Below are 22119 nucleotides of genomic sequence, written 5' to 3'. Positions count from 1 at the left end.
GCCAGTTAGCCGTTAAATGGCCGTTTTTTGCCGGACTTGTTCTTTAAGCCAAATGAAACGACTGTGCGGAATATACAATAAGTCGGCGACTTGGCGGATCACCCCTTCTTCTTCCGGATCCAAATAGTCATCGGTAAAGGCTAGCTGCCACAGTGCAGATAGCAGCTGCTCGCGCTCACTAATAGGTAAATTTTTTAGCTCGGTGGTAAAGGCATATAAAGACACTACATCTTGCTGCTGCGCCAAACTCTCGGTTAATAACTGTTGTACTTGGGCTGAGGTTTGCTGAGTTAAGCGCTGCAGCAATTGTGCCATGCGCGCTTGTTCTTCGGCGCTGGCATCGCCATCGGCCAACATCACTTCGGCCAACAAGGCAGCCATGGCCATTTCTTTACTGGGGCCATTTGAATGCTTTTGTGCCTCAAGGTTCAGTAACCGTTTGAGTTGTTCGAGCATATGCTTTCCTTATTAATGCTGTTAGCTTGTTTATGTTTACTCATGTATATCCAGATGTAAACCTTAGTCTCAAACTATGGTTTGCAAACTAAAAACTACGATTTACCAACTAACGATTAGGGATGTCCAAACTAGTCACCCTATTTAAGGAAGCCGAATGTCGTCTGAAGTGGTGTTAATTACCGGTGCCGCCAAACGAATTGGCGCCGATGTCAGCCGATACTTACATGGGCTGGGGTATCGCTTGGTGCTGCATTATCATCGCAGCGAAACGGCTGCAATTGCCCTACAAGCACAACTTAACGCACTGCGCGCTGATAGCGTGCTGTTAGTCTGCCAAGACATGACTCAGTTGCATGAAATCGAGGCCATGGCGGAGCAGGTGATCGCTTGTTTTGGTCGCCTCGATGGCTTAGTGAATAATGCATCCAGTTTTTATGCCACCCCATTAGGCAAGGGCACGCCAGCACAATGGCAAGACTTAATGAGCACCAATGCGGCGGCGCCCTACTTTCTCTGCCAAGCGTTGACACCGCAGTTAGCCTTGCGTGAGGGCGCGATTGTGAACATGGTCGATATTCATGCAGAAAAAGGCTTAGGCCAACACTTGATGTACAGCATGGCGAAAAATGCATTGGCTACCCTCACCCGTGGTCTTGCAGCCGAGTTAGCGCCCAAGGTGCGGGTTAATGGTATAGCGCCCGGCGCCATTTTGTGGCCTGAAGATCCCTTAAGCGAGCAGCAAAAACAGCAGGTTTTGGCGAGTATTCCCATGCAACGCCTAGGTGAAACTCAAGAGATTGCCGAGACTGTGGCGTTTTTATTACAGGGCCCAGGTTATTTAACGGGACAAATTATTACCCTAGACGGCGGGCGCTCTATTGTGGGTCTAAGAGAAGCCTAATATTTATCTGTAGCAAGTGTAAGCCGCCCTGCTTACATGCACTGTTTAGCGCTATATTTATGACGTTGCTATTTTTCAGTCGTGACGGATTATCAACGGTGGTTAAGGAGCAAGCCATGCGTGACTTTTTTCAACGTACTGTTAACTGCCCGCATTGTGGCACTGACACTGATTTGATCATAGATGGCTCACAAGGTAGTCAAGAATACTTTGAGGACTGCAGTGCTTGCTGTAATCCGATACACGTGGTGATCACGCGTAATGAGTTACTAGACAAGATCCAAGTGAGCGTAGATGCGGATGACGAGCAGATATTTTAATGTGCGGATTGGTTAATCCAAACTTAGTATGTTGGCATAACGATAAGTAGTGCCCGCACAGACAAGACCATAAGAACTGAGCTGGCTACCCAGTTCTTATTTGCCACTAACGACTGGCCAACACACGCTCTACCGTGTCAACTATCGCTTGGGTTTGGGGATCTATCTCTAGGTTAATCTGATAACCAGGCTGAATGTAGCCAAGATTGGTACGGGCTAGCGTTTCAGGTATCAAATGCACCGCAAAGCGGTCTGCTAGAACCTGCCCTACCGTCAAGCTGATACCATCTATGCCGATGTAGCCTTTGGTAAATACGTATTTGGCTAACTCACTCGGTAGACCAAACCACAGCGTGGTATTAGTCTCGGTTTCGTTACGCGCTAATAGCGCAGACATGCCCATAATGTGGCCCGACATGGCATGGCCGCCTATATCATCACCAAAGCGCGCCGCACGCTCCAAATTCACCTTGTCCCCCGCCTTCAGCTGGCCAAGATTCGTCACTCGCAAGGTTTCTTGCATTAGATCAAAATGCACGGTTTGGTTTTCAATGGCGGTCACTGTTAAACAACACCCATTGTGCGCCACAGAAGCACCAAGTGTTAAGCCCGGCAACATCTCACTGGGCAACTCAACCACGTGGGTCCGAAAATTGGCCTTTTCTACAATGTCTAACACCTGCCCTTGGCCTTGAACAATTCCTGTGAACATAAGGTTTCCTTTGCTAATTTCAGATGAAGAATATGGGATAAAGCAGAAAACAAGGCTATATTGCCACCCACAGATAAAAAATGCTTATTTTTGACTAGTTAACCCCCAGCTATAAACGAGAGTTCACTTATGGTCGTCATGCCCTATTTCAGAGAAATTCCCCGCTTATTACGCTTATGCGGCCCTATCTTAGTGGCGCAAATGGCCCAGACCATGATGAGCTTCGTAGATACCCTAATGGCCGGCCAAGTCAGTGCTACAGATTTGGCGGCGGTAGCTGTGGCCACTAGCTTTTGGTTGCCGCTAGTTTTATTGGTACAAGGCGTGATTATGGCGCTAACGCCTATCATATCGCAATTAAACGGGGCTCGCCGCACCAGTGAGGTGGCCGGTGCCGTGCATCAAGGCTTTTGGCTCACCATTTTAGTTACCCTGCCCGCCATGTTGGCCTTGTACTATTCGCCATTAGCATTACATTGGATGAACGTAGAGCCTGAATTGGCCCACAAAACCGCCGGCTACTTGCACGCCATTTTATGGGGCATGCCAGCCTATGCGCTCTATCAGGTGTTACGTAACTTCAGCGAAGGCTTATCGCATACTCTGCCAACCATGGTGATCGGCTTCATTGGCTTGGCGGTCAACGTACCCGCTAACTATATATTAATTCACGGACATTTTGGCTTTCCTGCCTTGGGCGGCGTGGGCTGTGGTTATGCTTCGGCACTGGTGTTTTGGGTGATGTTATTCGGCATGATTTTTTATACTCGCCGCTCAGCCGTATTAAAGAAATTCAGCATTTTTAGCCCAATCACACCGCCAAATTGGTCGCAAATTAGTCGACTCTTTAAGCTGGGCTTTCCTATCGCCATGGCGATTTTCTGCGAAGTGACCCTGTTTACTGTGGTGGCTTTATTGTTGGCTCCCTTTGGTGCAGAAATTGTGGCCGGCCATCAAATTGCCATTAACTTTTCCAGTTTGATTTTTATGATACCGCTAAGCCTAGGTATGGCCATGACCATACGGGTGGGCCATAGTTTAGGAGAAAACCAAGCCGAGCAAGCCAAACGCATTAGCATGGTCGGTATCGCTTTAGGTTGTTTGATAGCCCTGTGCTGTGCCCTCGCCACTGTGGTGGGTCGCTATTGGATTGGCGGCTTGTATACGGATAACGCCAAAGTACTGGAGCTGGCGGCGAGTTTATTACTGCTCGCTTCTTTCTACCAAATTTCTGACTCGGCGCAGGTTATAGCGGCGGCTGCCTTACGGGGTTATAAAGACACGCAGATAATTTTTTATATTACGCTGGTGGCCTTTTGGTTATTCGGTCTGCCTATTGGTATGGTTTTAGGCTTAACGGACTGGCTGATGCCAGCCATGGGGCCCCACGGTTTTTGGATTGGCTTTCTAGTGGGCTTAACCATAGCGGCCAGTGCGTTATTATGGCGATTAAAGGTGATTTATGGCCGAGTGGAAAATAATCGTCGTGCTAACTTGCCTTTGGTTGATGGCATGTAGCCCAGCAGACGATGCAAAAGATCATTTTCAAACTTATCTTACTCGGGTCGCCCATGTATTAGCCGTACCGGCGCCTCCGTTACAAGCGCCGTATACATTAGCGCCCTTGCCTGCTCAGCGTGATCTCACCTTAACGACGCCACGCATTAGCACTGGCTTATTGGATGCGCTTAAACTTGGCCAATGTGACTTATTGGGTTTAGTCGCGGAGCACAATGCGCCGGTCGGCAAAAGTCGGTCGGCGGCGGGCCAATTTGCCTATCATCTGCAATTTCAACAGGGTGTGGCGCAATGCTTAAGCCAAACAACAGATGCTGAGCTCAGCGCTTGGCTGATCGAGCTTGGCCCGCTTAAGGCGTCCTTGTTGCCGATTTATTTTTGGAACCTGATGGTCGAAGAGCCTGAGGTACGCGCCGCTCTCACGCCGGCGGTACGCAGTTTACCTTTTCAGTCATCAGGCGATTATCAGGCCACGCTGCAGGCTTTTAGCTTGCTTGCTCGTTTACAAGCCCAAGCTCGTCAATATTCAGCCATGCCTTTTACCTTAACGACAGATTCTTTTGTAGACCTGAATGAAGAGCTCAATCAAGCTCTGCGCGGCTTATATAAAAATCCCTATTTAGGCCAGCTATTTTACTCCTTGGCTGCCAACGCCGCTTATCTTGAGCAAAGCATCGCATTTTTAGATCAGTTACACGACTTCAACTGCCAAGGCGCTAATGCCATTAAAGCCGAGCGCCTGCGTAATGCGATGCAACATTATTACATTAAAGATATTCAACCCTACTTCACCGAGCTGGATCGTCAATTTGTGCAACTGGCACCGCTGTTACAAGCTACATTAGCGCCGCCTGCCGATAAAGCCGACCTCATGGCCCCATACAATGCACAAGTGGCTCTCGGTCTCGAAAGTGGGCGGTATGTGCGTTATCGCGCGCTAACCTTACAACACGCTAAAGTGTGGCAAAATTTTCTAAAGCGCTGCGAGCTTTCACCAAAGCGCGGATAATGAGTAGGCTCAGGCCATAAATTAGCTATAAATAGGCCATAAGTTGTGCAACTGTTTGAGCTTCCACAGAAAAGGCTTGCCAGTCTCCATAGGCTTAGCTAACATTGCGCTCGCTTAGCAGTAGCGCGTCCTTAGCTCAGTTGGTTAGAGCACTACCTTGACATGGTAGGGGTCGGTGGTTCGAATCCACTAGGACGCACCATTTATTAATACTCTTTATATTAATAAAAGATCTGCACACAAATTTGCGTCCTTAGCTCAGTTGGTTAGAGCACTACCTTGACATGGTAGGGGTCGGTGGTTCGAATCCACTAGGACGCACCAAACACTAAAAAGCCCGCTCATTGAGCGGGCTTTTTGCTTTAACCCTTGTGAGGGGTAAATAGTGAGGTGCGAGGAGCCAAGCTTATCGCATGGCTCCCCACGTTTCACCCCTCACGCCTTCCGATTAACGCCTTACATCACTTATGCATCGACATTACGGTAGCGATATTCTGCGCGGTGAAGGTCACGTTTACTTCGGCGTCGGCAAAGGCTTCTTTCAGTGTCATCACGCGCGGCATAATCGAGAACACGGCGTCTATGCCATGATCGCATACCACGGCCACGTCGGCACTCAGGCTACCCGCAATACCAATTACCGGAATGTCGTACAGCTTGGCGGTTCTGGCCACCCCAATTGGGGTCTTGCCAAAGATAGTTTGGCTGTCGAGACGACCTTCACCGGTAATCACCAGATCGGCACCTTTCACCAGTTCCTTTAAATTAGTCGCTTCGACCACGATTTCGATACCCGGCTTAAAAGTGGCCTTCATAAAGGTCATCATGCCAAAGCCCATGCCGCCCGCCGCACCCGCGCCACTGGTGTTGCGCTGATCGCTAAAGCCATTGGCAACGATAACATCCGCCAAATGCGTAATGGCTTTTTCTAAAATAACGCGCTTCTCTTCGGTGGCCCCCTTCTGTGGGCCGAAGATAGCAGTGGCACCGCGCTCGCCTAACAAGGGGTTGTCTACGTCACAGGCCACTTCAAAGGTGCACTCAGCCATAGCTGGGTGAAGCTCACTTAAATCTATGGTTTTAACATCGATTAGAGCCGCGCCACCATCGCCAATAGTCTTATCTTGTGCATCGCTAAATTTCGCGCCCAACGACATCAACATACCAATACCGGCATCGTTGGTGGCACTGCCGCCAAGGCCGACAATAATGTGGCGCACACCGGCATCCAGTGCATGGCGCACCAGCTCACCAGTACCGCGAGACGTGGCCACGCACGGGTCACGCTCTTCTAACGCTACGTGGTGTAAACCAGAGGCCGAGGCCATTTCAATCACGGCCGTTTTGCCATCGCCCAATAAACCATAATGCGCATCCACTTGATTACCCAGCGGGCCTGTCACTTGAGTGCGCACGATTTTGCCGTCAGTTACGGCGACTAATGCTTCTACCGTGCCCTCACCACCATCAGCCATGGGGACTAACACATACTCCGCATTTGGGTACACGGTTTGAAAACCATTTTTAATCGCTTCGGCTACTTCAAGCGCGGTCAGACTTTCTTTAAAAGAATCAGGAGCAATAACAATCTTTTTCATGTCAGTACCTTAAATGTTGAGGTGTAACGAGTGGCCTTAGTATCTGTGTTTTGCCAACGAAAGGCCATGTGCAAATGCACAGTCGCTAATACCATTTGTTGTGCACACACGCCCCTTTCGGGAGTTAAACGTATCTCAGCGATGCTTACCCTCCGCGAAGGACTTAGCTCAATCGAGGATAATTTTACCCAGATACAAGCGGAACAACTGATCGAGCTTTCTATAATCGACATCGGTAATGTCTTGAATCTTTTCTAGCCGGTTACGCAAGGTATTACGGTGAATATTCAGCTGCTGAGCGCAAGACGTCATGTCGTTGGAAGAAGACATCAAGGTTTGCAAGGTGTGGCGCAGCGAGCCAGTAGCGTCCACGGCACACAGGGCTCGGTATTCTTTGGTCAGCTCTGAAAGATGCCACCCTTTGGCGACGGTATTGATGATGATTTTTTCTTTATGGTGGTCGTAGTAGTAACTGTCGTATGTGCAGCTCTTATTTACGCTGCTCTTGTGAACGCAATCAGGGCTGGCAGGCTCGGCTAAGCCAAATTGCAAGGCGGCACTGGCCGTGGCTTGCGATAAGGCTAATGCTTGATACGTATCTACGGTACAGCCAATGCCAACACTAAAGGGCTGAGCCAACAAGCGAGCCAGTTGGCCCAGTTTAGCGGCAAGGTGAGACTCCGTATTCGAGCCGCCCTCTAGGATAAAACTCAAGCCCGCATCTGCGTTAAAACAAAACACGCCATTTAAGAGCAGCGCCAAGCTAGGGGTTAGGTCCAGCTTTTGTTGCATCATGCGCGCTGGGTGCGAGGGTGTAATGGTTACGCACACTGCCGGTAGCCGTATGCTGAGCTGCACTTTTTTTAACGCGCTTAAGGCTTGCGTTTCATCCAGCTGGCCTCGCAATAATTGCTTGATGCAGTGTTCTTTTTCGATACGCAGTTGCAATGCCGCGTCTTTTTCACGGCTTTGTTCGACCAACAGTTCAGCCGTCATTTTTAAAAGCGCACCCAGCTCACATACCTTATCGGGATCACCGGTAATGCCCACCACACCAATGCAGTTACCTTGATACTCGATGGGCAGATTAACCCCGGGCTTAGCGCCAGCTAAATAGCGGGTACTGGCATTGTCTACCGTCACCGACTCTTGGTGTTCAATCACCCAGCGCGCTCCTTGGTGCTCGCGTCCGACGCGGTTAGCATCGGTTGAAGCCACCACTATGCCCTGCTTGTTCATCACATTGATGTCGTAGGGGATCAAGCCTTTGGTGCGAGCAATGATCTTTTCGGCAATGATATCTTCAATTTCCATCATACGTTCTTGATCCACAAGCAAGGGTAAGACAGGTCATTTAGTGGCTTACTTTAGGGCTATTCCCCGTTCAACGCGAGCCTTGGTGCTCTTTCGGTTATTGGTAGACTAAAAATGAAGGGTGAATATAAGGCTAACTTAGGAGTAGATAATTAGAATTATGTATGTTGGCATAGGAAAGATGCTAGTTTGCAAATTCGAGCCTCTCATTGCGGTGAGGTCTCATCAAGAAAGCACCAAGATACCAAGCTGGACTATCTATCACCAGTATCTATCACCCGTCGGGTATCTATCTGGCCAACCAAGGTATGATTTAAACTCAACTGATAGGTGAATTCATCTGAAATAAAAATAACAAAAGCACAATTAGCGACAACCTTACCCATTACGTTAACGGAAATTAACGTGACTTCAAAAAACAAAAAAAGAAACCCTCGCAAGCGAGGGCCAAAAATAAACGGAAACGTGCTTAAACAGAGCTACACATCAAACCTCGCTTACTTACTCAAGCTAAACAAGCGGTGTCACTGATGCCTAGCCAATCTAACTGCTGACAAATATGAAGTCAACGGATAAAGATTATCTTAGGCAAGCTTGTCGCTAACCATCATCTGCACCGACAACTGCGCCAGCAACATCATTAACTCAAATACACTTACGTTAGCGGCAAGCAAAGCGACCTCGGTTGGCCATTTATCATGGCTGCGCCCTGATTTTTTCATGCAGCTTCAATCTAGTCTTATAAATACTTAGCCGCTTAGCCTGCCAAAACTGTGGTCGCTTTCTCAAAATGGTCGATATTTCTGGATGTTACACAAGCGTAAAGCCTAAATCCTGTCTAACCTTTTGGCAGGGGAAATAAGAAGTGCGCTTGGCTTAAGCCACCCCGTAAAACAATTAATTGGGCTTGAGTTCGATCTTTAGGGGGAAACACATGGGAATTTTCGAGCACTATCAATCGCGCTATGAAAAAGCCAAGGAAGAAGAGTATAGCCTGCAAGAATTTCTCGAATTGTGTCGGGAAGACAAAGCCTGCTATGCCTCCGCTTCCGAACGGCTGTTAATGGCTATCGGTGAACCTGAGATGATCGACACGGCTCAAGAGCCGAGATTAAGTCGCTTATTTTCTAATAGAGTGGTGGCCCGCTACCCAGCTTTTGCCGAGTTTTATGGCATGGAGGAAAGTGTGGAGCTGATAGTGTCGTACTTAAAACACGCGGCACAAGGCTTAGAAGAAAAGAAGCAGATCCTCTATTTATTGGGTCCGGTGGGCGGTGGTAAGTCCTCCTTGGCCGAATGTATTAAAGCTTTAATGCAAAAAATGCCGATTTATCGCATTAAAGGCTCACCGGTCAACGATCATCCCTTCTGTTTATTTGATGCAATTGAGGACGGTGGCCTACTAGAGCAAGAGTACGGCATACCAAAACGCTATCTGCGCGCCATCATGTCGCCGTGGGCGGTGAAGCGTTTACATGAATACGGCGGCGACATCAGCCGTTTTCGGGTAGAGAAAGTATATCCTTCAATCTTGGATCAAATCGCCATCGCCAAAACCGAACCCGGTGATGATAACAACCAAGACATTTCCTCCTTAGTAGGCAAGGTCGACATTCGTCAATTAGAGCATTTTTCTCAAGATGACGCGGATGCCTACTCCTATTCCGGCGCCTTATGTAAAGCTAACCAAGGGTTAATGGAATTCGTGGAAATGTTTAAGGCGCCAATCAAGGTGCTACACCCCTTATTAACCGCAACTCAAGAGGGTAACTATAACGGCACCGAGGGTTTGTCTGCCCTGCCCTTCGAAGGCATCATACTCGCGCACTCAAACGAGTCAGAGTGGCAGCACTTTAAGCATAACCGCAATAATGAAGCTTTCTTGGACCGCGTCTATATAGTGAAAGTCCCCTATTGCTTGCGGGTAACTGAAGAAATAGACATTTACCAAAAGCTGCTGATCAACAGTGAACTGGCCAACGCTAAGTGCGCGCCTGGTACGCTGGAAGCATTAGCCCAATTTACCGTGCTGTCACGCTTAAAAGCGCCGGAGAACTCTAACCTCTATTCCAAGATGCGGGTCTATAACGGTGAGAGCCTCAAAGACACGGATCCCAAGGCCAAGTCCTATCAAGAGTATCGCGATTATGCGGGTGTAGATGAAGGCATGAACGGTCTGTCGACGCGTTTCGCCTTTAAGATATTGTCGCGCGTGTTTAACTTCGATCACACCGAAGTGGCCGCCAACCCTGTGCACTTGTTCTATGTTTTGGAGCAGCAAATTGAGCGCGAGCAGTTTGTTCAAGAAACCCATGACCGCTATTTAGAATTCATTAAAGGCTACCTGATCCCTAAGTATGTGGAGTTCATTGGCAAGGAAATCCAAACCGCCTATTTAGAGTCTTACTCTGAGTACGGGCAAAATATCTTTGACCGTTACGTGATTTACGCCGACTTTTGGATCCAAGACCAAGAGTATCGCGATCCTGATACTGGGCAACTTTTTGACCGTGGCGCGCTCAACGCCGAATTGGAGAAAATTGAAAAGCCCGCCGGCATCAGTAACCCTAAAGATTTCCGTAACGAAATCGTCAACTTCGTGCTACGGGCACGCGCCAACAACGCCGGTAAAAATCCCAACTGGACCAGTTATGAGAAGCTTAGAACCGTTATCGAGAAGAAAATGTTCTCGAATACCGAAGAGCTATTGCCGGTCATTTCGTTTAATGCCAAAACCAGCAGCGACGAGCAGAAAAAGCACGATGACTTTGTGGCGCGCATGATGGAAAAAGGCTACACCCGTAAACAGGTGCGATTGTTATCTGAGTGGTATCTGCGGGTACGCAAGTCCACTTAAGCGTTGGGGGAAACTATGGCGCATTTTATCGACAGACGACTAAATGGCCGCAACAAAAGCGCTGTTAACCGACAGCGCTTTATCCGCCGCTACCAACAACAACTGAAAAAAGCGGTGTCTGATGCGGTGCTTAAACGCAGTATTCAGGATATAGAGCACGGCGAAAGTGTCTCTATTCCGGCGCGAGATATTTCTGAGCCTATTTTTCATCAAGGCAAGGGCGGCCTGAGGGAGCAGGTACATCCAGGCAACGATCAATTTATTGCCGGCGATAAAATTGACCGTCCCTTAGGGGGGGGATCGGGCGGCAGTGGCAGTGGCGACGCCAGTAAACAAGGCGACGGGCAGGACAACTTTGTGTTTGATATCTCCAAAGACGAATACTTGGAGTTATTATTCGATGGCCTTGAGCTGCCTAATCTGGAAAAAAACAAGCTCAATAAGATCAGCGAAATGAAAACCTTTCGCGCCGGCTACGCCGCCGATGGTGTGCCGGCCAACATCAATATAGTGCGCTCGCTTCGCCAATCCTTGGCGCGGCGCATGGCGCTGCAAGTGGGCAAGCGCAAATCCGTGGCTGAGCTAGAGCAGGAGCTGGTCGCACTTAGCCGCCACCCAACACAAAATTACGCACGCATTCTTGAGCTAGAAGCACAGATTATCGAGCTTAAACGACGCATTGCTGGCGTCCCCTTTATCGATACCTTTGATTTGCGCTTTAATAACTTCGTACAAAGGCCGATTCCTTCCACTCAAGCTGTGATGTTTTGCTTAATGGATGTGTCGGGATCCATGGATCAAGCGACCAAAGACATGGCCAAGCGCTTTTACCTGCTGCTGTATATGTTTCTCACCCGTACGTATAAGAACGTGGAGGTGGTGTTTATTCGTCACCACACTCAAGCCAAGGAAGTGGATGAACAAGAATTTTTTTACTCGCAAGAAACAGGCGGCACTATCGTTTCTAGTGCCTTGCGCATGATGAAAGAAGTAATAGAGGCACGCTTTCCGCCTGAGCAGTGGAACATTTATGCAGCCCAAGCCTCCGATGGTGACAACTGGGCCGATGACTCCCCTTTATGTAAGCAACTGCTTAGCGAAGGTCTGCTGTCTATGCTGCGTTATTACGCCTATATCGAAATCACCAATCGGGCCCATCAAAGCCTGTGGCAAGAATACCAAACGCTAGTAGAGGCATTTCCTAATTTTGCCATGGAGCATATTCGCTCGGTAGAAGATATTTACCCAGTGTTTCGTGAGCTCTTTAAAAAACAAGCGGCATAAGGTGACTATGGCCATGAATACGACAATGACTGACACAGATTCCCACGTTCAGCCACTGAGTGACGGCCCTGAATGGACCTTTGAGTTATTGGAGGCCTATCATCAGGAAATTGCCCGCATCGCTAACAGCTATGGATTAAGCACCTATCCAAACCAAATTGAGATTATTACCGGCGAGCAAATGCTCGATGCCTACTCCAGCATCGGCATGCCTATTGGTTATCACCATTGGTCTTACGGTAAAAAATTCATTCAAAGCGAGCAGCACTATAAACGCGGTCAAATGGGACTGGCCTATGAAATAGTAATCAACTCCAGCCCCTGTATCGCCTATTTAATGGAAGAAAACACCCTGCCGATGCAAGCGCTGGTGATCGCCCACGCTTGTTATGGCCATAATTCGTTTTTTAAAAACAACTACCTGTTTAAAGCTTGGACAGATGCAGAGTCGATTATCGACTACCTGCTATTTGCTAAGCACTACATCAGTGAATGCGAAGACAAGCACGGCATAGCGCAAGTAGAGGCTATCCTCGACAGCTGTCATGCGCTAATGAATTACGGCGTCGACCGTTATCAACGCCCGCAGCAATTATCACTGGCCGAAGAGCGACGTCGCCAAAAAGCCCGAGAAAGCTATCTGCAAACGCAAGTTAACGAACTGTGGAAAACCCTACCGCGCATGACAGATGCCCAAGCGGAGCAGAAACGCCGTTATCCAGCGGAGCCAGAAGAGAACTTGCTCTATTTTATTGAAAAGCACGCCCCCTTGCTGGAGCCTTGGCAACGCGAGCTGGTACGCATAGTGCGCAAGATCAGTCAGTATTTTTATCCGCAAAAACAAACCCAAGTGATGAACGAAGGCTGGGCTACTTTTTGGCACTACACCATTACTCAGCAGCTGTATGATGAGGGGTTAGTCACAGACAGCTTTATCATGGAGATATTACACAATCACACCAATGTGGTGTATCAGCCCTCCTATAACAGCCCACACTATTCCGGCATAAATCCCTATGCGTTGGGCTTTGCCATTTTTATGGACTTACGCCGCATCTGTGAGCAACCCACAGCCGAAGATAAAGCGTGGTTTCCGGGTATAGCCGGCTCCGACTGGGTAAAAACCCTGCACTTTGCCATGGAAAACTTTAAGGACGAAAGTTTTATCAGCCAGTTTTTATCACCTAAAGTGATGCGAGACTTGCGCTTATTTGGCGTGGTGGATGATGAAACAAAAAACTTTTTACAGATTTCTGCTATTCACGATGAACTGGGTTACCAGAAGCTAAGGCAGCAGCTATCAGACCAATATAACTTAGCTAATCTTGAACCTAATATTCAGGTTTATAACGTGGAATTTAAGGGGGATCGCTCGTTAACCTTGCGCTATGTGGCACACCAGAACATACCACTGTCTGACTCGCGCCATGAAGTGCTTAAGCACGTACACCGCTTATGGGGCTTTGATGTGGTATTAGAGCAAGAAACGCCTGAGGGCAGCGCCACCATTATTAGCCGCTGCCCTAAGCGAGAAACCTAAACGGGCACGCCTAAACCGAGTACTTAGCACCTAGCACTTAGCACTTAGTCATAACAAAAAGGTCGACCTCATAACAAGGTCGACCTTTTCATGTTTGGCACGCCCCCTTGGCCATACCAAGATAAGGCGAGGAGCCGACTTGTCAATTAGCTGGGATTAACAAAGCCCACCGGCAGCTGTTCACGCATCTCAGCCCACAGTTGGCCGGAGGCTTTGCCGTATTCTCGGACCCGCTCAACAATTTGACGTCCACAGCCTTGAGTGGCCAAGCTGGACAAGGACTGATAATAATCGCTGGCCAGTTGGCGCGCCGCCGCTGAAGAAAAATAGTAACGCCCTACTCGACAATATAAGCCTTTAAAGCCGTTTAAAATCAGGCCATAAATGGGATTGCCCGAGGCAAAGGCCAGTTTATGATGCAAGTCATAATCAAAGGCGGCAAATGCATCCGCATCATCTGCCAGCGCCTCTAAACCTAAGGTAGTGGCAGCCACTTGTTCTGGATTGTTTTTAACGGCGGCCCGAATAAAGATGCAGCTAATGTGAGTACGGGCCGACAACAAATGCTCGATCAGCGCCGGCATTTTATCTTCATCGAGACGAGCTAAAGTCTCGAGGATATTCAGGCTAGAGGTTTCCCAAAAGTTATTCACTTTAGTGGGCTTACCATGTTGTATGGTTAACCAACCATCGCGCGCCAGACGTTGCAGCACTTCTCGCAAGGTGGTGCGCGTCACGCCAATCAGCTCAGATAACTCGCGCTCGGCGGGTAAAATAGAACCCGGCGCAAAATGGCTGTTCCAGATGGATTCTATGATATATTGCTCGGCAAAATTAGCCGGGCTCTGTGCTTTAATCACACCCAGAGGCTTGATAACACTTGTCTTTGTCGCACTTGTTTTAATCGCACTCGACGCCGGAATAACCATGAAATCACTCTGTTTGTTGAATTAGGGTTTATTGAATTAAGTTTTATGGAATTAATTTTGAGGACTGGATCTGACTTGTTGGAGTCAAACTTGTTGGGATCTGACTTGTTGCTTGGCCAACCCCACAGCCAAGTAATTAAGCCAAAGATAATAACAGAGCAGACCAGTGACCGACAAGCTCTCAGCGAGTAAGCATTAACCTTAAGCTAGGGCCTTTCCATAAACACTTACCATAAACAATCAGCATCAACATAAGCGGCAATTATTTATTAGAGGTAAAGATGGTACCAGTATCAAGATTACAGGCGTTTTCTCACTCTCGACTTGCTTGGGCAAGCCTTACCTTAGGCTCGGCCTTGCTACTGGCTATAGCGCTATTTTTTCAATACGCGCTCGACATGGCACCCTGCGTTATGTGCGTCTACCAAAGAGCCGCCTTAGTCGGGGTAATGCTCGCCGGCGCCTTAGGCTGGCTGAGCCCTCGCTGTCCTGTACTCAGTAATCTGGCCCTGCTGGGTTGGCTAGCCGCCGCCAGCAAAGGCGTGTTACTGGCCAAAGAACACATTCACTATCAGTTTCATCCCTCACCCTTTGCTAAGTGCACTACCACCGCCGAATTTCCCCGCTGGTTGGCGTTAGATAGCTGGCTACCCAGCGTGTTTCACCCTAGTGGAGATTGTGCCGATATCAGCTGGAGCTGGTTAGGCTTTAGCATGCCGCAATGGCTACTCGGAATATTTGCCGTCCTAGCCGCCCTAGCACTGTTGTTTATTATGGTGCGATTGGTGAGTGCCATTAAGCGTGAGGCGTGAATAAAAACCGTCACTGATATTACAGTCAAATTCATCACGCGAGTTTAAATAAAAAGCCGAACCCTAGGGTTCGGCTTTTTGATAACTATGTAGTGGTTAGCATGAGTGGTGGAGGTTTTTATCTTTCCCCTCACTCTTTACCCCTCACGCCTCACCAACAATCAGCTTGCCCACATAATAATATGGTCTTCCCAAGCGCCGGCTTTAGACTCAGGCACGACCTTGCCACGTACCGACTGTCCGGCTTTGTGCATGGCGCTTTTAGAGCCGGTACGCAGCGGATGCCAAGAGGGTAACGACTGACCTTCCGCTAATAAGCGATAGGCGCAGGTTGAAGGCAGCCAGAAGTAATCTTCCAGCTTATCGCGAGTGATCTTCAAGCAGTCGGGCACGATATCAAACCGGTTTTCGTAGTTACTGCAGGCACAGCTGTGGGTATTGAGTAACTCGCAAGACACATTGGTGTGGATCAGCTCATCCGTGTCTTCGTCGATCAGTTTATTGAGGCAGCATTTACCGCAGCCATCACACAAGGCTTCCCATTCTTGATCCGACATTTGGTCTAAGGTCTTGGTATGCCAAAAATTGCTTTCCATTATTTTTTCCTGCGTCATAACGCTTTATTTTTCCGTCTTAATTATGCAGGCTTAGTTGTGTCGCCTAATTATTCAGACTCAGTTATTAAGATACGGTCGCACTAAAACCAAGCTGTCCGTTTAATTGCAGCTCAAGTGAATCTAATGCCCGCAACTCAGCCACCCCTTGAGGTGTACCGGTCAGCACTATGTCACCGGGCTCTAGGGTAAAACACTGACTCATAAAAGCCAGCAACTCCCCAATCGGCCACATTAAATCTCGGGTATTGCCGGTTTGGCGCAGCTGGTCATTCACGGTGAGTGAAAAGTCCAACGCCTGTAAGTCAGCTAAGGCATCGGGTGTCACAAAGGGGCTCATGGGGCAACTGCCATCAAAGGCTTTGGCTCGCTCCCAAGGGTGGCCTTGTTTTTTAAGTGTATCTTGTACATCACGCAGCGTTAAATCCAGCGCCAGCCCTATGCCCACAATGGCGGACATAGCTTGCACGGCATCGGCTTGGCATAAGCGCCGCCCAATCAAGAGCGCCACTTCCACTTCGTGGTGAATCGCGCCCTGCCCTTTAGGTAACACCAAGGGGGCCGTTAATCCGACTAAACTGGTTGCCGGTTTAATGAATAACAGCGGCTCACTTGGGATGGGATTATTAAGCTCAGCGGCATGACTCGCATAACTGCGCCCCACGCACACCACTTTACCCACGCCATAAGGCAGTGGCTGCCCGTGTAAGTCCAGATGTTGATACATAAGGCTCCTGTGCGTGATGATAGTGAATGAGTCTAACCTGCCCACTTAACGCTTGTTAGCAAAAGGCGGCCGTTTTCAAATAGTCGACTATAGTAAAAGCCGTGTTGTGCATGGCTTAGCTGGCAGCTGACAATTTGCAAACGATTGGCTAGCCTTGCTCCGCCGCTTGTTGCTCACGCATTTGCTTAAGCATGTCCTCTGGCGGGGGTGGCAATTGTAAATAATAACCTTGGGTAATCAGTGCGGCGCGGACCTTGGCTAAATCTGCTTGGCCTAAATGGGTTTTAGTGGCCAAATTAATGATCATGGCCAGTTTGGGTGTGCCGAAAGTCTGCAATAAAGGCGCAGGTACGCGAGAAAAGTCGTCGCGTCTTTCAACAAAAAGATAAGTTTCTGCCTTCTTAAGGCTTTTATATACTACAGATAACATGGAAATTGCTATAATCCGTCGGCTTTATTGCCAGTGAGGTCGGCAAACTATAACATCAGCGCGACCAATAACAAAAAGGATTACATCCTCGGGGGACAGCCGCTTATGGCGGAGCAAGGTATTGAATTAAAAGGCAGCAGCTTTACTCTTTCTGTGGTGCACATCGCAGATCAGGATATAAATATAGTAAAGCGGTTGTTAGCAGAAAAAATAGCAGTTGCGCCGGCTTTTTTTCGCGCCGCCCCTTTAGTCATTAATATTGAGAAGCTTCCGCATACGCCAGACTTCTACGCCTTGGCGGACGCACTCAGAGAGCTCGATTTAGTACCGGTAGGCATTACCGGCGCTAAGGATGATGCGACCCGAGCGGCGGCTCGAGCGGCAGGTTTAGCGGTGATCAGCAGTGGTAAAGCTGCGGTCGCGCCTGCCTATACCGAGCCCAAAGACGTGCCCACTGAGCTGCTTAACTTGCCCAATACTAAGGTGCATCGCGGCCCAGTAAGATCCGGCCAACAAGTGTATGCCCCTAATGGCTCACTGGTGGTACTGGGCTCGGTCAGTAATGGCGCGGAAGTGATCGCCGATGACAGTGTGCATATTTATGGCCAATTACGCGGCCGTGCCGTGGCGGGAGCCAAAGGCAATGAGTCGGCTCGCATTTATTGCCAGCAACTGATGGCTGAGCTGGTCTCGGTCGCCGGCCATTACCAAATCAGCGCAGGATTACAGGGTGAGCACTGGGAACAGGCGATCACTATTTCTTTGGTGGACGAGCAATTAACGCTCGACCGTCTCTAATTTTACGATTTTAGGAAGCAAATATGGCTCGAATTATCGTCGTCACCTCTGGTAAGGGCGGAGTGGGTAAAACAACCTCTAGCGCGGCCATTGGTACCGGTTTAGCCGTGCTGGGTCACAAAACGGCCGTTATCGACTTCGATATCGGCCTGCGTAACTTAGACCTGATCATGGGCTGTGAGCGTCGCGTTGTGTATGACTTTGTGAACGTCATCAACGGCGATGCCAACTTAAACCAAGCCTTGATCCGCGATAAGCGGGTCGACAATCTCTATATCTTGCCCGCGTCTCAAACCCGCGATAAAGACGCCCTCACCCGAGAAGGCGTAGAGAAGGTCTTAAAAGACTTGGCCGCCATGGACTTTAAATACATTATCTGTGATTCGCCCGCCGGCATTGAAACCGGTGCCCTGATCGCCTTGTATTTTGCCGATGAAGCCATTATTACCACTAACCCTGAAGTGTCTTCGGTTCGAGATTCTGATCGCGTACTGGGCATATTATCGTCTAAGTCGTGGCGTGCAGAGCACAATATGGAGCCCATCAAGGAGCATCTATTGCTGACTCGTTATTCACCTGAGCGCGTGAATCGCGGCGACATGTTGGCGGTGCAAGACGTTCAGGAAATTTTGGCCATTCCGCTGCTGGGTGTCATTCCAGAATCACAAGCCGTATTAAAAGCCTCTAACGCCGGTGAGCCAGTTATCTTGGATGAAGAGTCCGATGCGGGTCTGGCGTATGCCGATGCCGTGGCTCGCCTGTTAGGTGAAGAGCGCCCTTTTCGCTTCCTCGATGAAGAGAAAAAGGGATTTTTCAGCCGAATTTTTGGGAGTTAAGGCATGTCTCTACTGAACTATTTCCGTTCGCGAAAAAATCAAAATAGCGCCCAGCTTGCTAAAGAGCGCTTACAGATCATAGTTGCGCACGAACGTAGCCGGCGGGATACCCCGGATTATCTGCCGCAAATGCAACAAGATATATTGGCGGTGATCCGTAAGTATGTGAATATAGATATCGATCAAATTTCGGTACAGCTGGATCAGAAAGGCGATAACCTATCTGTGTTAGAGCTGAATATTATGTTTCCTGAAGTGGATGAAAAAGCGATCGGCAAAACAGAATAATTAGCCAAGCCTAACGCACACACTCAGTAATAAAAAATCAGTAATAAAAAAGCCCCAAGGCCAACAGATGTTGGCCTTGGGGCTTTTTGCAGCATGAGCGAGGGAGGTTACTCCTTACGCTTCACGTTTGACGACTCAGCCACTTATAACTGCCCCGCTAACAGCTCGCCACGCCAGCCCTGCAACAAGGTGGGCGTCATGTCTCGGCTCTCACTCAAGCGCCACTTCCAGCTTAAGTACTGATGGATCACTCGCTTTGACGCTATCACCTCGGTCGGTATCTCGGCCTGCTCACCGGCAATATCAATCAAGCCCTTAATGCGCGCTAGCTCGCTTTTGTAATCAGGGAAGTCAATCAAGCGCTGCACCGGATCAGGCCAGCGCTCTGGGCTGTCCAGTGCCACTTGCACTAATTTGAGCAGGGTGTCACCGTGACGACGAATTTCCATGGGATCCAAGTCTAACTTGTTCAAATCTGAAAGCGTCAAGGGCGCACGTTCAGCCACGCGCAACAAGTGCGCTTCTTTCACCACAAAGTTCACCGCTAAGTCGCGACGACGCGCCTCGGTTAAGCGCCATTCGCATACATGCTGCAAAATCGCCAATGCTTGGCGGTCCAGTGTCCACGCGTTTTTAATGTCGAGGTAGGCAAATTGCGGGTCGACACTTTCACTGCGACGTTTAACGCCCCGCTCACACTCTTGTTCAAACCAGTCCATCAGCCCTTTCTTGGCCAAACGCTCCATTAGCTGCTGATAAATGGGATACAGATAAATCACATCGTCCGCCGCATAATTCAGTTGTGCACTCGATAAAGGGCGCGCCAGCCAATCGGTGCGCGAATGGGCTTTATCTAAATGTACACCGAGCAGGTTTTCTACCAGCGGCGCAAAGCCAATTTGGGCACCTATGCCTAAGAAAGCGGCGGCCAATTGCGTGTCATGAATATGCGCCGGCAAGCCGCCACTTTGATGCTGTAATAACTCTAAATCTTCTCCCCCCGCGTGCAGCACGCAGATACGAGCGGGATCTTGTAATAACTGCCATAAAGGCGATAAGTCAGGCACGACCACAGGATCAATCAATACCGTCTGCTGGCCATCAAACAGCTGATATAAACCCGGCTTGGCATAAAAAGTGCGAGTGCGAATAAATTCCGTATCCAGCGCCAGCACGCGAGCGGGAGTCTGGCAGAAATCGGCGAGGGCTGGGGTATCGGTGATCAAGGTATAAGTCATGGGTACTCGTCTAAACGGTCATAAAAAACCCCGGAGGCCCGGGGTTTAAACGCAAACGAAAATTAAGCTAGGACACTGTGTCTCTGAGCTCTCGGCGCAGTATTTTACCGACGTTTGTTTTGGGCAATTCGTCGCGAAATTCTACCACTTTCGGCACCTTATAGGCAGTAAGATATTGGCGACAGTGATCCTTCAAAGTCTTTTCATCCAATTGAGTACCGGGCTTTTTCACCACCACTAGCTTCACTATTTCACCCCCTTCGGCTTGTTGTACACCCACGGCGGCGGCTTCCAAGACGTTCGGATGCTGCATAGCGACTTCTTCAATCTCATTGGGGAACACATTAAAGCCCGACACCAATATCATGTCTTTCTTGCGATCCACTATGGTAAAGAAGCCTTGCTCATCCATGGTGGCAATGTCACCGGTACGCAGCCAGCCATCATGAAAAGGGCTGTCTGGACCTTTAGCCTCATTGGGGTCGGCCTGCCAGTAACCACTCATCACCTGTGGCCCTTTTACCTCCATTTCACCCGGCGTATGTGTCAAGCTAATCACTTCATCATGATCGTCCACCAAACGCACATCGGTGGCGCACACCGGCAAGCCGATGGATCCGTTATAGGCCTGCATATCATAAGGGCAGACGGTTACCAAGGGTGAGCATTCGGTGAGTCCATAGCCTTCAAGCAATCGACAGCCGGTGATGCGCTGCCAGTGCTCAGCCACCACCCGCTGCACTGCCATGCCGCCCCCTATGGTGAGCTTCAAACTACTAAAGTTAAGTTTTTGAAAATCTTCATTATTAATCAACGCATTAAATAAGGTATTCACGCCAGTAATGCAGGTGAAATTCGCGTTATCTAGCTCTTTCACGAAGCGGGGAATATCCCGCGGATTGGTGATTAATAAGTTTTCCGACCCTAAGCGAAAGAACAACAGGCCGTTCGCAGTGAGCGCAAATATATGATAAAGCGGTAATGCCGTGACCACTTTCTCCTTGCCCACTTTTAGCACAGGTCCGTATACGCCCACGCATTGTTCAACGTTAGCCAGCAAATTACGATGACTTAACATGGCGCCTTTTGAGCGCCCTGTGGTGCCGCCGGTATATTGTAAGAAAGCTAAGCTGTCGCCGGTAAGCGTAGGCCGCGCATACGGTAATTTTCTACCCGCGCCCATGGCGGCTTGATACGTGATGGCGCTGGGCAACTGATAGGCGGGGATCAACTTCTTTACGTACTTCACCACTAAATTCAGTACTGTGCCTTTTACTCGCCCTAAGTGATCTCCCATACGAGTTAACAGCACGTTTTTGACCGCTGTATCAGACAAGACTTCGGTCAAGGTATGGGCGAAGTTTTCCACGATCACGATAGTGTCTACTTGAGCATCGTTTAACTGGAATTTTAATTCACGGGCCGTATATAAGGGGTTAACGTTCACCACCACCAGTCCCGCCCGCAAGGCGCCAAACAAACACACCGGATACTGCAACAGGTTAGGCATCATAAGGGCGATACGATCGCCGACGCTGAGCTGCAGGCTACTTTGTAAGTAAGCCGCAAAGTCCCGCGACAAGGTATCTAGCTCCCGATAGCTGATGGTCTTACCGAAGTTAGTAAAAGCCGGCTTATCGGCATAATCACGAACGCCCTGCTCAAACATCTCCATTAACGAGCTAAATTTATCGGCATCAATCTCGTCGGGTACGTCGTCTGGATATCGGTTTAGCCAGGGCTTGCCCGTGAAAGACAGCGGCTGCGGTTCTGCTTGAACATGTTCCATATTGTTCTCCTAGTACAGGACATAACGCGATGACAAAGCTGAATAGGCGCGCGTAACCGGATCACCCTTTACTAAATTTAACGCCGTTTGCCTAAACCTCTCGTTCTAATACCGACAATTAAACACAATTAAGTAACTAAAACATA

At 49.0% G+C, this 22119-nt stretch carries 22 protein-coding genes and 2 tRNA genes; 13 read left to right on the top strand and 11 right to left on the bottom strand.

Annotated features, from left to right (window positions below):
* Nucleotides 1-12: 12 nt before the first annotated feature.
* Nucleotides 13-456 carry a TerB family tellurite resistance protein gene (locus ACEN2G_RS05495; RefSeq protein ID WP_442020467.1) on the bottom strand — a complete coding sequence of 148 codons (444 nt, stop codon included), beginning with the start codon at nt 454-456 and terminating at the stop codon, nt 13-15.
* Between the two features lie 157 nt (nt 457-613).
* On the opposite strand from ACEN2G_RS05495, the gene ACEN2G_RS05490 reads away from it, so the two are divergent.
* Together ACEN2G_RS05490 and ACEN2G_RS05485 are read left to right on the top strand one after the other, a co-directional pair.
* A complete protein-coding gene (locus ACEN2G_RS05490; RefSeq protein ID WP_442020466.1) occupies nt 614-1360 on the top strand; it encodes a pteridine reductase in 747 nt (248 codons plus the stop codon).
* Between the two features lie 116 nt (nt 1361-1476).
* Entirely contained in the window at nt 1477-1680 is a 204-nt protein-coding gene (locus ACEN2G_RS05485; RefSeq protein ID WP_442020465.1) for a CPXCG motif-containing cysteine-rich protein, read from the top strand.
* Between the two features lie 106 nt (nt 1681-1786).
* Here the strand turns inward: ACEN2G_RS05485 and ACEN2G_RS05480 are convergent, their stop codons facing one another.
* Nucleotides 1787-2392 (bottom strand): riboflavin synthase subunit alpha, encoded by a 606-nt coding sequence (locus tag ACEN2G_RS05480; RefSeq protein WP_442020464.1) that lies wholly within the window; start codon nt 2390-2392, stop codon nt 1787-1789.
* Nucleotides 2393-2521: 129 nt separating this feature from the next.
* On the opposite strand from ACEN2G_RS05480, the gene ACEN2G_RS05475 reads away from it, so the two are divergent.
* From ACEN2G_RS05475 to ACEN2G_RS05460, 4 genes are all read left to right on the top strand, one after another.
* Nucleotides 2522-3910, top strand: a complete 1389-nt coding sequence (locus tag ACEN2G_RS05475) for an MATE family efflux transporter (protein ID WP_442020463.1) — start codon at nt 2522-2524, stop codon at nt 3908-3910.
* Nucleotides 3855-4919 carry a DUF3080 family protein gene (locus ACEN2G_RS05470; RefSeq protein ID WP_442020462.1) on the top strand — a complete coding sequence of 355 codons (1065 nt, stop codon included), beginning with the start codon at nt 3855-3857 and terminating at the stop codon, nt 4917-4919. The genes ACEN2G_RS05475 and ACEN2G_RS05470 overlap by 56 nt, the downstream gene beginning before the upstream one ends.
* A 125-nt stretch (nt 4920-5044) precedes the next feature.
* Nucleotides 5045-5121: transfer RNA gene (locus ACEN2G_RS05465), tRNA-Val, on the top strand.
* A 45-nt stretch (nt 5122-5166) separates the two neighbouring features.
* Nucleotides 5167-5243: transfer RNA gene (locus ACEN2G_RS05460), tRNA-Val, on the top strand.
* A gap of 137 nt (nt 5244-5380) precedes the next feature.
* On the opposite strand, the gene ACEN2G_RS05455 is transcribed toward ACEN2G_RS05460, so the two are convergent.
* From ACEN2G_RS05455 to ACEN2G_RS05445, 3 genes are all read right to left on the bottom strand, one after another.
* A complete protein-coding gene (locus tag ACEN2G_RS05455; RefSeq protein WP_442020461.1) occupies nt 5381-6517 on the bottom strand; it encodes a glycerate kinase in 1137 nt (378 codons plus the stop codon).
* Nucleotides 6518-6685: 168 nt separating this feature from the next.
* The gene (locus ACEN2G_RS05450; RefSeq protein WP_442020460.1) at nt 6686-7834 is read right to left on the bottom strand and encodes a CdaR family transcriptional regulator; all 1149 of its coding nucleotides are present in this window, start codon (nt 7832-7834) and stop codon (nt 6686-6688) included.
* Between the two features lie 581 nt (nt 7835-8415).
* Nucleotides 8416-8553: a hypothetical protein gene (locus tag ACEN2G_RS05445; protein ID WP_442020459.1), complete on the bottom strand. Its 138-nt coding sequence runs from the start codon at nt 8551-8553 to the stop codon at nt 8416-8418.
* 212 nt (nt 8554-8765) lie between these two features.
* Here ACEN2G_RS05445 and ACEN2G_RS05440 point away from each other — a divergent pair, with 212 nt between their 5' ends.
* Genes ACEN2G_RS05440 through ACEN2G_RS05430 form a run of 3 tightly spaced genes read left to right on the top strand, consistent with a single transcriptional unit; the run spans nt 8766 to nt 13512 of the window.
* Nucleotides 8766-10688: a PrkA family serine protein kinase gene (locus ACEN2G_RS05440; protein WP_442020458.1), complete on the top strand. Its 1923-nt coding sequence runs from the start codon at nt 8766-8768 to the stop codon at nt 10686-10688.
* A 15-nt stretch (nt 10689-10703) separates the two neighbouring features.
* The gene (locus tag ACEN2G_RS05435) at nt 10704-11972 is read left to right on the top strand and encodes a YeaH/YhbH family protein (protein WP_442020457.1); all 1269 of its coding nucleotides are present in this window, start codon (nt 10704-10706) and stop codon (nt 11970-11972) included.
* A gap of 13 nt (nt 11973-11985) precedes the next feature.
* Nucleotides 11986-13512, top strand: coding sequence for a SpoVR family protein (locus ACEN2G_RS05430; protein WP_442020456.1), 1527 nt, complete (start codon nt 11986-11988; stop codon nt 13510-13512).
* Between the two features lie 146 nt (nt 13513-13658).
* Here the strand turns inward: ACEN2G_RS05430 and fadR are convergent, their stop codons facing one another.
* A complete protein-coding gene (gene fadR, locus ACEN2G_RS05425) occupies nt 13659-14372 on the bottom strand; it encodes a fatty acid metabolism transcriptional regulator FadR (protein ID WP_442020455.1) in 714 nt (237 codons plus the stop codon).
* Between the two features lie 350 nt (nt 14373-14722).
* Between fadR and dsbB the strand changes: the two genes are divergently transcribed.
* Nucleotides 14723-15253 (top strand): disulfide bond formation protein DsbB, encoded by a 531-nt coding sequence (dsbB, locus tag ACEN2G_RS05420; protein ID WP_442020454.1) that lies wholly within the window; start codon nt 14723-14725, stop codon nt 15251-15253.
* A gap of 161 nt (nt 15254-15414) precedes the next feature.
* Here dsbB and ACEN2G_RS05415 read toward each other — a convergent pair whose 3' ends face one another.
* From ACEN2G_RS05415 to ACEN2G_RS05405, 3 genes are all read right to left on the bottom strand, one after another.
* Nucleotides 15415-15849 carry a YcgN family cysteine cluster protein gene (locus tag ACEN2G_RS05415; protein ID WP_442020453.1) on the bottom strand — a complete coding sequence of 145 codons (435 nt, stop codon included), beginning with the start codon at nt 15847-15849 and terminating at the stop codon, nt 15415-15417.
* Nucleotides 15850-15934: 85 nt separating this feature from the next.
* Entirely contained in the window at nt 15935-16594 is a 660-nt protein-coding gene (locus tag ACEN2G_RS05410) for a fumarylacetoacetate hydrolase family protein (protein ID WP_442020452.1), read from the bottom strand.
* A gap of 148 nt (nt 16595-16742) precedes the next feature.
* Complete coding sequence (locus ACEN2G_RS05405; RefSeq protein ID WP_442020451.1) at nt 16743-17024, bottom strand: YcgL domain-containing protein; 282 nt, start codon at nt 17022-17024, stop codon at nt 16743-16745.
* A 105-nt stretch (nt 17025-17129) separates the two neighbouring features.
* On the opposite strand from ACEN2G_RS05405, the gene minC reads away from it, so the two are divergent.
* Genes minC through minE form a run of 3 tightly spaced genes read left to right on the top strand, consistent with a single transcriptional unit; the run spans nt 17130 to nt 18946 of the window.
* Nucleotides 17130-17822: a septum site-determining protein MinC gene (minC, locus tag ACEN2G_RS05400; protein ID WP_442020450.1), complete on the top strand. Its 693-nt coding sequence runs from the start codon at nt 17130-17132 to the stop codon at nt 17820-17822.
* Nucleotides 17823-17845: 23 nt separating this feature from the next.
* Nucleotides 17846-18658 carry a septum site-determining protein MinD gene (minD, locus tag ACEN2G_RS05395; protein ID WP_442020449.1) on the top strand — a complete coding sequence of 271 codons (813 nt, stop codon included), beginning with the start codon at nt 17846-17848 and terminating at the stop codon, nt 18656-18658.
* A gap of 3 nt (nt 18659-18661) precedes the next feature.
* Nucleotides 18662-18946, top strand: a complete 285-nt coding sequence (gene minE, locus ACEN2G_RS05390; protein ID WP_442020448.1) for a cell division topological specificity factor MinE — start codon at nt 18662-18664, stop codon at nt 18944-18946.
* 143 nt (nt 18947-19089) lie between these two features.
* Here minE and rnd read toward each other — a convergent pair whose 3' ends face one another.
* On the bottom strand, nt 19090-20184 hold the full coding sequence (rnd, locus tag ACEN2G_RS05385) for a ribonuclease D (protein WP_442020447.1): 1095 nt from the start codon (nt 20182-20184) through the stop codon (nt 19090-19092).
* A 67-nt stretch (nt 20185-20251) separates the two neighbouring features.
* A complete protein-coding gene (gene fadD / locus ACEN2G_RS05380) occupies nt 20252-21973 on the bottom strand; it encodes a long-chain-fatty-acid--CoA ligase FadD (RefSeq protein WP_442020446.1) in 1722 nt (573 codons plus the stop codon).
* Nucleotides 21974-22119: the final 146 nt, after the last annotated feature.

This window comes from Oceanisphaera sp. W20_SRM_FM3, from assembly GCF_052119705.1.
Taxonomy (GTDB): Bacteria; Pseudomonadota; Gammaproteobacteria; order Enterobacterales; family Aeromonadaceae; genus Oceanimonas.
This window is presented reverse-complemented; position numbering and strand designations above follow the sequence as displayed.

Coding starts and splice junctions, on each gene's coding strand:
- ACEN2G_RS05495 (WP_442020467.1), bottom strand. CDS start 456: ATGCTCGAACAACTCAAACGGTTACTGAACCTTGAGGCACAAAAGCAT.
- ACEN2G_RS05490 (WP_442020466.1), top strand. CDS start 614: ATGTCGTCTGAAGTGGTGTTAATTACCGGTGCCGCCAAACGAATTGGC.
- ACEN2G_RS05485 (WP_442020465.1), top strand. CDS start 1,477: ATGCGTGACTTTTTTCAACGTACTGTTAACTGCCCGCATTGTGGCACT.
- ACEN2G_RS05480 (WP_442020464.1), bottom strand. CDS start 2,392: ATGTTCACAGGAATTGTTCAAGGCCAAGGGCAGGTGTTAGACATTGTA.
- ACEN2G_RS05475 (WP_442020463.1), top strand. CDS start 2,522: ATGGTCGTCATGCCCTATTTCAGAGAAATTCCCCGCTTATTACGCTTA.
- ACEN2G_RS05470 (WP_442020462.1), top strand. CDS start 3,855: ATGGCCGAGTGGAAAATAATCGTCGTGCTAACTTGCCTTTGGTTGATG.
- ACEN2G_RS05455 (WP_442020461.1), bottom strand. CDS start 6,517: ATGAAAAAGATTGTTATTGCTCCTGATTCTTTTAAAGAAAGTCTGACC.
- ACEN2G_RS05450 (WP_442020460.1), bottom strand. CDS start 7,834: ATGATGGAAATTGAAGATATCATTGCCGAAAAGATCATTGCTCGCACC.
- ACEN2G_RS05445 (WP_442020459.1), bottom strand. CDS start 8,553: ATGAAAAAATCAGGGCGCAGCCATGATAAATGGCCAACCGAGGTCGCT.
- ACEN2G_RS05440 (WP_442020458.1), top strand. CDS start 8,766: ATGGGAATTTTCGAGCACTATCAATCGCGCTATGAAAAAGCCAAGGAA.
- ACEN2G_RS05435 (WP_442020457.1), top strand. CDS start 10,704: ATGGCGCATTTTATCGACAGACGACTAAATGGCCGCAACAAAAGCGCT.
- ACEN2G_RS05430 (WP_442020456.1), top strand. CDS start 11,986: ATGAATACGACAATGACTGACACAGATTCCCACGTTCAGCCACTGAGT.
- dsbB (WP_442020454.1), top strand. CDS start 14,723: ATGGTACCAGTATCAAGATTACAGGCGTTTTCTCACTCTCGACTTGCT.
- ACEN2G_RS05415 (WP_442020453.1), bottom strand. CDS start 15,849: ATGGAAAGCAATTTTTGGCATACCAAGACCTTAGACCAAATGTCGGAT.
- ACEN2G_RS05410 (WP_442020452.1), bottom strand. CDS start 16,594: ATGTATCAACATCTGGACTTACACGGGCAGCCACTGCCTTATGGCGTG.
- ACEN2G_RS05405 (WP_442020451.1), bottom strand. CDS start 17,024: ATGTTATCTGTAGTATATAAAAGCCTTAAGAAGGCAGAAACTTATCTT.
- minC (WP_442020450.1), top strand. CDS start 17,130: ATGGCGGAGCAAGGTATTGAATTAAAAGGCAGCAGCTTTACTCTTTCT.
- minD (WP_442020449.1), top strand. CDS start 17,846: ATGGCTCGAATTATCGTCGTCACCTCTGGTAAGGGCGGAGTGGGTAAA.
- minE (WP_442020448.1), top strand. CDS start 18,662: ATGTCTCTACTGAACTATTTCCGTTCGCGAAAAAATCAAAATAGCGCC.
- rnd (WP_442020447.1), bottom strand. CDS start 20,184: ATGACTTATACCTTGATCACCGATACCCCAGCCCTCGCCGATTTCTGC.
- fadD (WP_442020446.1), bottom strand. CDS start 21,973: ATGGAACATGTTCAAGCAGAACCGCAGCCGCTGTCTTTCACGGGCAAG.